The sequence below is a fragment of the Croceicoccus esteveae genome (genome assembly GCF_031846435.1).
GTDB classification, from domain to species: domain Bacteria; phylum Pseudomonadota; class Alphaproteobacteria; order Sphingomonadales; family Sphingomonadaceae; genus Croceicoccus; species Croceicoccus esteveae.
In genome coordinates, this window is the sequence record NZ_JAVRHS010000001.1 from 483,487 (window position 1) to 495,895 (window position 12,409).

Annotated in this window: 13 protein-coding genes and 2 riboswitches; of the genes, 11 read left to right on the plus strand and 2 right to left on the minus strand. The window is 60.4% G+C overall.

Features of this window, described 5'->3' with window-relative positions; all coding sequences use genetic code 11:
• Nucleotides 1–310: 310 nt before the first annotated feature.
• The 11 genes from RM533_RS02310 to RM533_RS02360 all read left to right on the plus strand — a co-directional run bounded on the left by RM533_RS02310 (nt 311) and on the right by RM533_RS02360 (nt 11,203).
• Nucleotides 311–433, plus strand: coding sequence for an aa3-type cytochrome c oxidase subunit IV (locus RM533_RS02310; RefSeq protein WP_311339565.1), 123 nt, complete (start codon nt 311–313; stop codon nt 431–433).
• A gap of 94 nt (nt 434–527) precedes the next feature.
• Nucleotides 528–1,670: an NAD(P) transhydrogenase subunit alpha gene (locus RM533_RS02315; protein ID WP_311339566.1), complete on the plus strand. Its 1,143-nt coding sequence runs from the start codon at nt 528–530 to the stop codon at nt 1,668–1,670.
• A complete protein-coding gene (locus RM533_RS02320) occupies nt 1,667–1,978 on the plus strand; it encodes an NAD(P) transhydrogenase subunit alpha part 2 (RefSeq protein WP_311339567.1) in 312 nt (103 codons plus the stop codon). Before RM533_RS02315 ends, RM533_RS02320 begins: the two co-directional genes overlap by 4 nt.
• Before the next feature lie 5 nt (nt 1,979–1,983).
• Nucleotides 1,984–3,495: an NAD(P)(+) transhydrogenase (Re/Si-specific) subunit beta gene (locus tag RM533_RS02325; protein ID WP_311339700.1), complete on the plus strand. Its 1,512-nt coding sequence runs from the start codon at nt 1,984–1,986 to the stop codon at nt 3,493–3,495.
• Between the two features lie 60 nt (nt 3,496–3,555).
• Nucleotides 3,556–4,323 carry an aspartate/glutamate racemase family protein gene (locus RM533_RS02330; RefSeq protein WP_311339568.1) on the plus strand — a complete coding sequence of 256 codons (768 nt, stop codon included), beginning with the start codon at nt 3,556–3,558 and terminating at the stop codon, nt 4,321–4,323.
• Between the two features lie 71 nt (nt 4,324–4,394).
• Complete coding sequence (locus RM533_RS02335; RefSeq protein WP_311339569.1) at nt 4,395–5,597, plus strand: deoxyguanosinetriphosphate triphosphohydrolase; 1,203 nt, start codon at nt 4,395–4,397, stop codon at nt 5,595–5,597.
• 89 nt (nt 5,598–5,686) lie between these two features.
• Nucleotides 5,687–5,793: riboswitch (glycine riboswitch) on the plus strand.
• Nucleotides 5,794–5,904: riboswitch (glycine riboswitch) on the plus strand.
• A 54-nt stretch (nt 5,905–5,958) separates the two neighbouring features.
• A complete protein-coding gene (gcvT, locus tag RM533_RS02340; RefSeq protein ID WP_311339570.1) occupies nt 5,959–7,146 on the plus strand; it encodes a glycine cleavage system aminomethyltransferase GcvT in 1,188 nt (395 codons plus the stop codon).
• Nucleotides 7,143–7,514, plus strand: a complete 372-nt coding sequence (gene gcvH, locus RM533_RS02345) for a glycine cleavage system protein GcvH (RefSeq protein ID WP_311339571.1) — start codon at nt 7,143–7,145, stop codon at nt 7,512–7,514. The genes gcvT and gcvH overlap by 4 nt, the downstream gene beginning before the upstream one ends.
• A gap of 58 nt (nt 7,515–7,572) precedes the next feature.
• Nucleotides 7,573–8,931, plus strand: a complete 1,359-nt coding sequence (gene gcvPA, locus RM533_RS02350; protein ID WP_311339572.1) for an aminomethyl-transferring glycine dehydrogenase subunit GcvPA — start codon at nt 7,573–7,575, stop codon at nt 8,929–8,931.
• A complete protein-coding gene (gene gcvPB / locus RM533_RS02355) occupies nt 8,928–10,526 on the plus strand; it encodes an aminomethyl-transferring glycine dehydrogenase subunit GcvPB (protein ID WP_311339573.1) in 1,599 nt (532 codons plus the stop codon). The genes gcvPA and gcvPB overlap by 4 nt, the downstream gene beginning before the upstream one ends.
• A 71-nt stretch (nt 10,527–10,597) precedes the next feature.
• Nucleotides 10,598–11,203, plus strand: a complete 606-nt coding sequence (locus RM533_RS02360) for a DUF938 domain-containing protein (RefSeq protein WP_311339574.1) — start codon at nt 10,598–10,600, stop codon at nt 11,201–11,203.
• A gap of 60 nt (nt 11,204–11,263) precedes the next feature.
• Here the strand turns inward: RM533_RS02360 and RM533_RS02365 are convergent, their stop codons facing one another.
• Together RM533_RS02365 and RM533_RS02370 are read right to left on the minus strand one after the other, a co-directional pair.
• On the minus strand, nt 11,264–11,392 hold the full coding sequence (locus RM533_RS02365) for a hypothetical protein (protein ID WP_311339575.1): 129 nt from the start codon (nt 11,390–11,392) through the stop codon (nt 11,264–11,266).
• Between the two features lie 64 nt (nt 11,393–11,456).
• Nucleotides 11,457–12,407: a DMT family transporter gene (locus RM533_RS02370; RefSeq protein WP_311339576.1), complete on the minus strand. Its 951-nt coding sequence runs from the start codon at nt 12,405–12,407 to the stop codon at nt 11,457–11,459.
• Nucleotides 12,408–12,409 lie beyond the last annotated feature (2 nt).

Here is a 12,409-nt window from a genome sequence, read left to right on the forward strand (position 1 = left end):
TCCCCCTGCGGGCAGCCCTGACCACCCGTTTGGCGCAGCCCTGGGACTGCTTTTGTTCACTTCACCATCTAGCTAGTGCGGGTTTGTGAACAACACCTTTAGACTGCGCCCAACATCCTAAATCTTTTGTCCGACATGTGCGAGCGACTTTTGCACCGGACCTGTAAAGCCCAATGCGTGAAGGCTTGTGCCGGTGCAGCGGGCTGTATAAGCAACCCGAAAAGCCGGCAGGCCTTCAAGGGAAGCCGCAATTGTGTGACATCAGTGCCATCATGACGGTGGTGGACAATCGGCCAAGGAAGACAAGGTGATGGCAAGACGCGACAATCTGCAAAGTGCCAAGGGGACATACGCCGGGTTCATCACCATTGCCAAATGGAGTGCGGTGGCTATAGCGGTGATCGTGGCAATCGTGGTACTCATCATCAGTTGAGCAGCCGGGTTCAATACCGTTCGTCGGGTCGTTGAAATGAATGACGTAACCTGTGGCTTGCGAGCCCGAACGGTTTAAAGGGGTACAGCCGGCTGTGGCGACGACAATCGCGATCGTGAAGGAACGTGCGGCGGGTGAATCCCGCGTTGCTGCAACGCCGGAAACAGTGCGCAAGCTGATCAAGCTTGGGGCGCATGTCCGGGTTGAAACAGGTGCCGGCGACACAGCTTCCATCACCGATACAGATTTTGCTGATGCAGGGGCGCAGGTCGGCGACCTGGCGGCCATCATGCAAGGGGCCAATGTGGTGCTTGGTGTGCAGGCGCCGGCGTTGGAACTGCTGCAAGGTGCGGCACCCGGCGCGCGCATCGCCGCCATTTTCGATCCTTTCGGAAGACGCGATCTCATCAATGATTATGCAGCGGCCGGCCTTGAAGGCTTGGCGATGGAGCTGATGCCGCGCATCACGCGCGCGCAGTCCATGGACGTGTTGTCCAGCCAGTCCAATCTGGCGGGCTACAAGGCGGTGCTGGCCTGTGCTGACAATTTCGGCCGCGCCTTTCCCATGATGATGACTGCGGCAGGCACGATCACTGCAGCGCGTGTTTTCATAATGGGCGTAGGCGTGGCGGGTCTGCAGGCCATCGCGACTGCAAAGCGGCTCGGGGCGCAGGTATCCGCCACCGACGTGCGCTCGGCAACGCGCGAGCAGATCCAGTCGCTGGGCGCCAAGCCGATTTTCGTGGATAGCGTCGCAGGCATCGAAGGTGAGGGCAGCGGCGGTTACGCGACTGAAATGGGCGAGGAATACAGGCTCGCGCAGGCAGAGCTTGTTTCCAGCCATATCGCAAAGCAGGACATCGTCATTACCACTGCACTGATCCCGGGTCGGGCGGCGCCTCGCCTGGTGACCGACGCGCAGATTGCAACGATGAAGAACGGCAGTGTCATTTTCGATCTGGCGGTTGCCCAAGGCGGCAATGTGGAAGGCTCCCAGCCTGACCGGTTGGTGGAGCGTCATGGCGTCAAGATCATCGGTTACGCCAACACGCCGGCGCATTTGGCAACGGACGCTTCTGCCTTGCTGGCGCGCAATTTTTTGAACTTCCTGTCCGCGTTCTGGGATGAGGCGGCCGGCGAACCGGTGCTCGATGACGAAATCGGCACGGCGATACGGCTGACGCAAGGCGGCAGGATCGTGCATCCGCGGCTGCTGGAGCAGGGGAACCTCACATGACTTTCATCGCCATCCTGTCGATTTTCGTGATGGCCTGTTTTGTCGGCTATTATGTCGTCTGGTCCGTCACCCCTGCTTTGCACACGCCGCTGATGGCAGTCACGAATGCCATTTCTTCGGTCATTATCGTGGGCGCGCTGATCGCTTCGGCAGAGGCAGGATCGGTGGTATCCAAATGGCTGGGGCTCATTGCGGTCGTCATGGCCAGCGTCAATATCTTCGGCGGCTTTGCAGTCACCGAGCGCATGCTTGCCATGTACAAGAAAAAAGAACGGTCGGCCGCGCCGGCGCCGAAGGACAGGGGTTGAACACCATGGGCCTGGCCGGTTCTGTATCCTTCCCGCAATTTTTCGCAGGCGTCGCTTTTGCGCCGCCACCAGTATTGGGCAATGATTACGCGGTAGTCCCTGCCGCAGGAGCGCATGCGGTGAACCCGTGGGTTGCACTTGCCTATCTTGTGGCCGGCGTCTGCTTCATCTTCGCCTTACGCGGACTGTCTTCGCCCGCCACGTCGCGCAAGGGCAACCGCTACGGCATGGCCGGCATGCTCATTGCCGTAGTCACCACGCTGGTCACGCATGACATTGCCAGCCTGCTGGAAATCATCATCGCAATCGCAATCGGCGGCAGCATCGGCTTCGTTATTGCGCGCAAGATCGCGATGACAGACATGCCGCAGCTTGTGGCGGGATTTCACAGCCTGGTCGGCCTGGCGGCAGTTCTGGTCGGATGGGCAGCCTATCTGAACCCGGGTGCGTTCGACATTCTGGCCGAAGGCGTTATCGATCCCGTCAGCCGGGCGGAAATGGGGTTGGGCATTGCCATTGGCGCGATCACCTTTTCAGGATCGGTAATCGCATTCCTGAAACTTGCAGGCACGATGAGCGGTGCGCCAATCATGCTGCCAGCGCGGCATGTCATCAATCTGGCTACGCTTGCCGCAATCATTCTGCTGACTTTGTACTTCACGGTGGATCAATCGGTCTGGGTAATCGCCGTCATCACGGTGCTTGCGTTTATCATCGGCTTCCTGCTCATCATCCCGATCGGCGGAGCGGACATGCCGGTCGTGGTTTCAATGCTCAACAGCTATTCAGGCTGGGCGGCGGCGGCGATGGGCTTTACCCTGCACAACACCGCCATGATAATCACTGGCGCACTGGTCGGGGCATCGGGCGCAATCCTTTCCTACATCATGTGCCGGGCCATGAACCGCAGCTTCATTTCCGTTATTGCCGGCGGTTTTGGCAGCGACGGCGGCGGCAGTGGCGATGCCGCAGCAAAAACAGACCGGCCGTGGAAACGCGGCAGCGCGGAGGATGCTGCGTTCCTGATGAAGGAGGCCAATCAGGTTATCATCGTTCCCGGCTATGGCATGGCTGTCGCGCAGGCACAGCATGTCTTGCGGGAGATGGGCGATATCCTGAAGGAAGCAGGCGTTTCCGTAAAGTACGCAATCCATCCGGTTGCCGGCCGGATGCCTGGTCATATGAACGTGCTGCTCGCCGAAGCGAATGTGCCTTACGATGAAGTGTTCGAGCTTGAGGACATCAACGGCGAATTTGCACAGACCGACGTGGTGTTCATCATTGGCGCCAATGATGTGGTAAATCCGGCCGCGCGCACCGACAAGACCAGTCCTATCTATGGCATGCCGGTTTTCGACGTCGAAAAGGCAAAGACAATTTTCTTTGTCAAGCGATCCATGGGTGGTGTCGGTTACGCCGGGGTGGACAATGACGTGTTCTACATGGATCAGACCATGATGCTGCTGTCCGATGCCAAGAAGATGGTCGAGGAAATCAACAAGGCGCTGGCGCATTGATGCAGGCATGGCTTCCGCCAACCGGCATCTTCTCTTGTTGTTAACGACCTCGATGCGCAGGTGAACCGTATCCAAGCAGAACCATCTGCCCAAGCTGCTGCCAGAGCCGAAGATGACCGACCGTTGCGCAAGCTCGGACTGATCGGCGGCATGAGCTGGGTGTCGACACAATCCTATTATCAGACCATCAACCGCGTCGTGCAGAAGCACGCCGGGACCAACCGCAGCGCGCCGATCCTGATCGAAAGCCTTGATTTTGGTCCGCTGTACCGCATCGGCAACGATGAGCAGCACTGGCAACGAGCCGCCGAAATCCTCAGTGCCTCGGCTCGACGGCTTGAGGGCGCAGGCGCAGGCGCGATCGTCATTGCGGCCAATTCGATGCACCGCATCCATGCTGCCGTGACTGACGCAGTAACCATACCCGTGTTCCACATTGCCGATTGTGTGGCGGCGCGGATGAGGGATGCCAAAGTCGAATGTGCTGCCCTGATCGGGTCTGCCAATGTGATGACCGAAGATTTCTACCGCGACCGGCTGATCGGGCAGGGTGTTACGCTGCTGCCGCCGGACACAAGCATCATCGAGCGCCTCGACGCGATCATCTACGGTGAACTGATGCTGGGCAAGGTCACGCGATCTGCGGAACGCGAGCTGAAGACGATCATGGCCAGCCTGACGCGCGTTGGCGCACAAGCCGTGGTGCTGGGCTGCACCGAGCTCGAACTGATCGTGGATGTGAACGCCAATATCCTGCCGGTATTCGATGGCGCGCACATTCATGCCACGGCCGCAGCGGAATGGATTCTTGGTATCAACCAGCAATAGCGGCGCCAAAGGCGCAGGTTCCCTGTTTGATCCGGTATTCTTGGCAGCGACGATCTGGCACACCGCCAGGGATGGAGACACCCTGCATCCCGGCATCAGGCAATCGCGCACTCTATGCGGCCAACCCCGCGCTTGGTCGGGGACGTGAATTTGGTGAGCCACAAGGCGGCGTGCGCGGCCCGCGCAGCCCCTATCAGCGCGACCGCGACCGCATCGTCCACTCCATCGCATTTCGCCGCTTGCGTCACAAAACCCAGGTGTTCGTCGCCCCCGATGGCGATCATTTTCGTACCCGGCTTACCCACAGCCTTGAGGTTGCGCAGATCGGTCGCGTGCTCGCCCGCGCGCTCGGCCTTGATGAAGATCTGACCGAAGCCTTGTGTCTGGCGCATGACATCGGGCATCCGCCGTTTGGCCATGCTGGCGAACACGCGCTTGACAGGGTGCTTGAACCGCATGGCGGCTTCGACCACAACGCCAACACCCTGCGCGTGGTCATGCGGCTGGAGAGCCCGTATTGCACCCACGACGGGCTCAACCTGAGCTGGGAAGTGCTGGAGGGGCTTGCCAAACATAACGGGCCGATCGCGCCCGGAACAGCTCTGCCATGGGCGCTGGATGAATTGAACGCTGCATGGCCGCTCGATCTTGCCACCTGGCCGACGTTGGAGGCGCAGGTTGCCGCCATTGCGGATGACATAGCTTACGACAATCATGACATAGACGATGGACTGCGCGCAGGTTTTCTAACGCTGGAGCAGCTTTTCGAGCTCGATTTCCTGGCAGAGGATTGGCTCCGCCTGCAAAAGGTTTTCCCCGGCGCCCCGCAGGATCGGTTGCAGCGCGAGCTTGTGCGCGGGCAGATCGGGCGGATGGTAAATGACGTGCTGGACGAAACGCGTCGGCGGATCGCCTGCGCCGGGATCGGCACTCTTGCCGATGTCCGCCACGCAGATGGTGCGCTGGTCGGCTTTTCACCGGCAGGCGCGGCGCGCGAACACCGGCTGAAGCGTTTCTTGCACACCAATCTCTACTTTCATCCCTCGCAGGAGCGCACAGCCCAGCTTGCCGACGATCTGCTGACCCGCCTGTTTGGTGCCTACAAAGCGGATCCGCTGCTGCTTCCACCTGATTGGCAGGCTGCGCTGCCTGCTCACGAGCCGGGTCGCAGCCGGCGAATTGCCGATTACCTGTCAGGCATGACGGATCTTTACGCAATCCGCTGCCACACCGCGTTGTTCGGTCCGCCGCCCGAAGAACTCGTGAACGTGTAACAGATGGCCGTGCCTGCCTCTGCGGCGTCAGGATCAGCCGCGCAGCCGCGATTGACTTTGCAGGATGCGGACGTAACAACCGGCGCGTCGCTGACCAAGCGGGAGAGTGCCGATGATTCGCCTTGGCAGCGGGTTTCGGCCGCCGAAGGAGCAACCGCCCCGGAATCTCTCAGGCACAAGGGACCGCCCCGGTCGATAGCGATACTCTGGAAAGCGCCTTTGCCAATGCTGGCGAGGGCCACCGACGGTGTAACCTTCTGCCGCAAGCGGAAGAAAGCTCTCAGGTTTCCGTGACAGAGGGGGTCAGGATCGTGTTTTGCGATTGTGTGGCCTTTTGCATGTGACGGAACAAGGAGCAGCCATGACTGACCAGCCAGATGATGACGAGGCGCCTGCTGCCAACCTCCTGCCGCTCGACCAATGGCATCGGCGCCATGGCGCTCGGATGGTCGAATTTGCAGGCTATGTCATGCCGATCCAGTATCAAGGTATCCTCGCCGAACATGCCTGGACTCGCGAAAATGCCGGTCTGTTCGACGTCAGCCACATGGGCCAGCTTCTGGTCAGCGGGGCAGAAGCGGCCGCCGCCCTTGACGCTGTGCTGCCGTCAGACATACAGGCGCTGCGGGCAGGTCGTGTGCGCTACTCGCTTCTGCTGAACGAAGCGGGCGGCATTCTCGATGATCTCATGGTGACGAATATCGGCACCGCAGACGAGCCGCGCTATTATCTGGTGGTAAATGGGGCAACTAAATGGGATGACATGGCCTGGCTGCATGAAAACCTGCCTGAGACTGTGACGCTTACCCATCTTGACGAACATGCGCTTCTGGCGCTGCAGGGTCCCAAAGCGGCAGCGGTGCTTTTGAAACTCTTGCCGCAGGTCGTAGATCTGGCGTTCATGCAGGCGACGCAGGCCAAATGGCAGGGGCACATGCTCGGCATCTCCAGAACGGGTTATACCGGCGAGGACGGATTTGAAATCTCGCTGCCGGCTCATTGTGCCGAAGCTTTTGCAGATGCGCTGCTGGCGGATGGCGCGGTACGGCCGATCGGCCTTGGCGCGCGCGATTCGCTGCGCATGGAGGCCGGGTTGCCGCTGTACGGTCACGACATGGACGAGCGCACCGATCCGGTCACCGCCGGGTTGGGCTTTGCCATTTCCAGACGCCGGCGCTCTGAAGGCGCATTCATCGGTGCTGCCGCGGTGCTGCCGCTGCTGGAAAACGGCACCAGCGCCCGGCGTGTCGGCCTGCTCCTCGACGGGCGCATGGCCGCGCGCGAAGGCGCCGCTGTTTACGCAGGCGATGCGCGGATCGGCACCGTCACCAGCGGCGGCTTTGCACCCAGCGTTGGCGCACCTGCCGCGATGGCCACGATCGAGGCTGGCCATGCCTTGCCCGGCACGGCCCTTACGGTCGAACTGCGCGGAAAGATGGTTTCCGCAACGGTCGCGGAAATGCCCTTTGTACCGCATCGCTACCATCGCAAGGTTCAACCCCAGACACAAACTCCACCCAAGCCCAGCACGCAGGAGACGAGCCGATGACCACCTATTACACCAGGGAACACGAGTGGATTGCCGTGAACGGCGACACCGGCACTGTCGGCATTACCGGCTATGCGCAGGAACAGCTGGGTGACATCACATTTGTCGAATTGCCAGCAGCGGGCGATACATTGACCAAGGGCGCGGCGGTGTCAGTGGTCGATTCGGTCAAGGCCGCCAGCGATGTATTCACGCCTGTTTCGGGCACGGTGGTGGAACATAATTCCGCGCTTGAGGACACGCCTGAACTGGTCAACACCGCTGCCGAAACAGATGGCTGGCTGTTCAGGATCAGCCTGTCGCAAAAGGGTGAACTCGACGGCCTGATGGATGCAGATGCTTATCGCACCTACACCGACAGCCTGTAAAGGCGGTCACCAAGTCCAGCCTTGATCCTGTTGATCGCATGGCAAGAAAGATCTGTTGATGCGGTATCTGCCTCTCACTCCCGATGATCGTGCGGCCATGCTGGAACGTATCGGCGTGCCCGATATCGACGCACTTTTTGCCGATGTTCCTGCGTCAGCGCGGCTGACCGGCCCGATCGAGGGACTGCCGCACCACGCCAGCGAGATGATGGTTGGCCGGCATCTGCGGGCCCTGGCCGCCAGAAACCTGTCCGCCGCCGATGCGCCCTTCTTTCTGGGGGCAGGCGCTTACCGTCACCACATTCCGGCAAGCGTGGATCATATCATTCAGCGCGGCGAGTTTCTGACTGCTTATACACCCTACCAGCCGGAGATTGCCCAGGGCACGCTCCAGGTTCTGTTCGAATTCCAGACGCAGGTTGCGCGCTTGTTTGGCACAGATATCGCCAATGCGTCGATGTATGATGGCTCCACCGCCTGCTGGGAGGCGATCGCGATGGCAGGCCGCATCACCCGACGCAATCATGCAGTTTTGTCATCAGGGCTGCATCCGCACTATGTCTCGGTTGCAAGCACGATGGCGAAATATACCGGCGACGTTCTCGCCACCGCGCTGCCTTCGCTCGAAGCGGCCGCAGACGACGACCGGGTGATTGCTGCGATCAGCGACGAAACCGCCTGTGCGGTGGTGCAGTACCCCGACATTCTGGGCCGCATTCCCGATCTGGCGCGCATTGCTGACGCCGCTCATGCCAAGGGCGCTCTGCTGGTTGTCGTGGTGACTGAGCCGGTGGCGCTCGGCATGCTTGAAAGTCCTGCCGCACTGGGCGCGGATATCGTCGTCGGCGAAGGACAGTCGCTTGGGGTGGGGCTGCAGTTCGGCGGTCCTTTTCTGGGCCTGTTTGCAGCGCGGGAAAAATACGTGCGGCAGATGCCGGGCCGCCTGTGCGGAGAAACGGTGGACGCCGATGGAAAGCGCGGTTTCGTGCTGACGCTATCAACGCGTGAACAGCATATCCGGCGAGAGAAGGCGACCAGCAACATCTGCACCAATTCAGGGCTGTGTGCACTGGCATTTTCTGTCCACATGACCTTGCTGGGTGGAGTCGGTCTTGAACGATTGGCAAGGATCAACCACGCGCGTGCAGTGCAGGCTGCCGAACGCCTGACGCAGATCGCCGGGGTCTCCTTGGTCAACGATGCTTTCTTCAATGAATTTACCTTGCGCCTTGGGCAGGATGCCCGCGCAGTAGCCTTGCGTCTGGCCAACAGGGGTGTGCTCGGCGGCGTTACGATGGGTCGGCTGTTTCCAGGCGTGACCGCACTGGAAGGCGGGCTGATCGTGGCAGTTACAGAAACGGTCAGCATGGAAGACATCGAAACGCTGGCAGCCGCCCTTGAAGGAGAACTCGCATGAATGCGCCGAACAGGGCAGGCTGGAAACCGCAGATGCCGCAAGGCGACGCAAACAAGCAGATCACCAGCAGCGGTGATCTGGGCTTGCAGCTTGAAGAGCCGCTGATTTTCGAGCTTGCCAGCAACGGCAATTGCGGGGTTGATTTTGATGCGGAGGCAACGGAGCCATCCGCATTTCTGGCGCCCTTCATCCGCAAGCAGCCGGTTGATCTGCCCGGCCTCTCCGAACCGGAGACGGTGCGGCATTACACGCGCCTCTCGCGTCAGAACTACGCCATTGACCTCGGGCCATTCCCGCTCGGGTCCTGCACCATGAAACATAATCCGCGGCTCAATGAAGCAGTGGCGCGGCTGCCCGGCTTTGCCGACATTCACCCGCTGCAGCCAATGGATACCGTGCAAGGCGCACTGGCAGTGATCGAACAGCTTGCCGACTGGCTGATGAAGCTGACCGGGATGCCTGCTGTTGCGATGAGCCCCAAGGCAGGCGCGCATGGCGAATTGTGCGGTATCCTCGCGATCCGCGCTGCTCTTGAGGCAAGAGGCGACCGGCGCGCGGTAATCCTGGTTCCCGAAAGCGCACATGGCACCAATCCCGCCACCGCCGCTTTTGCGGGCTACGCTGTCGAGAACATCCCGGCAACAGCGCAGGGGCGTGTCGATCTTGCCGCGCTCGAGGCAAGGCTTGGTCCCGATGTTGCCGGGGTCATGATTACCAACCCAAACACCTGCGGGCTGTTCGAACGCGACATGAAGGCGATTTCTGACGCGGTGCACGCGGCCGGCGGGTTGGTCTACTGCGATGGCGCCAATTTCAATGCCATCGTCGGCAAGGTGCGACCCGGCGATCTTGGTATCGATGCGATGCACATCAATCTGCACAAGACCTTTTCTACGCCACACGGCGGCGGCGGGCCGGGGTCGGGACCTGTGGTACTGTCAGAAGCTCTTGCGCCGTTTGCACCAATCCCTTTTGTGCACCGCGACGAAGAGGGAAGATTGCGGCTGGTGGAGGAGCGCGGCGCATCTGAACTGCTTCCCGACAGCTTTGGTCGCATGGTTGCCTTCCATGGTCAGATGGGCATGTTCACCCGCGCTCTTGCCTACATGCTCAGCCATGGCGCCGATGGGCTGAAGCAGGTGGCCGAGGATGCCGTATTGAACGCAAATTATGTGCTGCGCAGTCTGGATGACATGCTGGATGCGCCGTTCGGCGACAGCGGCCCCTGCATGCACGAGGCGCTGTTCAGCGATGCCGGAATGGCCAAAGGGTTTACCACGCTCGATATTGCGAAGGGGCTCATCGACGAGGGTTTTCACCCGATGACAGTGTATTTCCCGTTGGTGGTTCACGGCGCGATGCTGGTCGAGCCAACCGAAACGGAAAGCCGCAGCGGGCTCGATCGCCTCATTGGCAGCCTGCGCGCAGTGGCCTCTCGGGCGAAGGAGGGCGATGAGACGCTGAAATCCGCGCCACATCATGCCCCCCGCCGGCGGATGGATGAGACGCTGGCGGCGCGCAAACCGGTGCTGGTGTGGAAGGGGCAGCCCGCTCCATCAGGCGAGCCTGTGCCTTCCGAAATCGGCGGACGTTAAAAAGCGGAGATGGCCTGTTGGGAGCATTTTGGCTCTCGCATGCTCGTGGCGCAGCTTGAGGAATGACATGAATGGTTGAGCAGGATGCACGGCAGCACGCGCCTGCAACGATGCGCAATCGGGAGCCAATTGCCGAATGCCTGCTTCGGCTCCTGCCTGCACGGGGCACCGTGCTCGAGATTGCCAGCGGTACCGGAGAACACGCCCGGTACTTTGCGTCCTGCTTCCCCCATCTCGAATGGCAGCCAACCGACAGTGATCCTGCCGCGCTTGCCTCGATTGCGGCCTGGCGCGAAGCCGATCCAATCGGCAATGTGCATCCACCGATGGTGCTTGACGCGAGTGCGCCTGATTGGAAGGTCGGGTGGGCAGAGGCAATCTTGTGCATCAACATGCTTCATATCAGCGCATGGACAGCCACATCGGGCTTATTTTGCGGCGCTGAACGCAGCCTGCAAGCTGGCCAACCGCTGATCATCTACGGGCCGTTTCTTGAGCAGGACGTAACCACTGCAGCATCAAACATCAGCTTCGATCAAGCCTTGCGTGGAAGAGATCCAGGATGGGGTTTGCGCGACTTGTCGCATGTAGATGCAACAGCCAAGCAACATGGCTTTCGCCGGACAGAGCGGGTCGAAATGCCAGCCAATAATCTGCTGCTCGTGTATCGCAGATAGCAAAACGCCCCCGCAATGTGAAACTGCGGAGGCGATGGATGCTATCAGCGGATCAGCGGATCAAATTTCTTCCTCTACTGCGTCAGATGCCGACTGCAGATCTTCTCCGGCTCCGCTTACGGTGTTGCATGCAGCGGCGGTTAGGGCGAGGCTGCCGATGGCGGCGGCCATGACGATACGACGGATCATACGCAGGTCCTTTTTTTTGATACTACGCGTGCCAAACGCACGGACGGGCAGCGCGTTCCCCGCGTCATACGACGTCTGGCGCACCGCGGACCCGTGCCAGCCGATGTTCCCGCCAAACGATGATAACTCCTGCGCTGATCACGAGTGGCGCACCAGCCCAAAGGGTCGCTGGGGGCAGGGTACCAAACACGGCGACGCCGTAGAGTGTTGCCCAGATCAGCATGCCGTAATCCATGACAATGACGCTCGACACCGTGCCAAAGCGCAAGGATCCGGTCAGCAATATCTGGCCGGCTGTGCCAAAGCAGCCCATCAACAACAGCAGCAGGTAATCGACGGTATTTCCCGGCCACGGGAAGAAGAGCGCGATCAAAAGCAATAACGGCGCCGAAAACGCGGAAAAATAGATGACGATGGCGATGCTGTCTTCCGTTCTTGCCAAGTCGCGGACCTGTACGGAGATGATCGCCACCATGAGCGCTCCACCCAGACCCACCGCAGCACCAAGCAGCGGAATATCCGCGCCTGACGGTCCTGCAATGATGATCACGCCTGCAAAACCAAACGCCACTGCAGACCAGCGCCAGCGACCCACCTCTTCGCGAAGGAACATTGCAGAAAGAATGACGGCAAATATCGGACTAGCAAAACCGAGCGTGGTTGCTACCGTCAGTGGCAGCAGGATTGGCGCACCAAAATTCAATGCCATACCAATAGTGCCGGTAATCGCCCGCGCTGCGTGCGAACGCACCCGCCTTGACGCCAGGCGATGGAGTTCACGGCGAACAAGCAGAAAGCCGGTCAGTACGACGATGGAAACCGCTTGCCGGAAAAAGAGGATCTGGGGCAACTCGACGTTGCGGTCGGACAGCAGTTTGACCAGCATCAGCATGGTAGCCAACATGATCCCTGCACCCAACCGCAGGATCAGGGCATAGACTGGCCGTTGCCTTCCATCTTCATTACCGGGCTGGCGTGAGGAGATGATTTTGAGAGGCAGGATCGTGCAGAGCATGC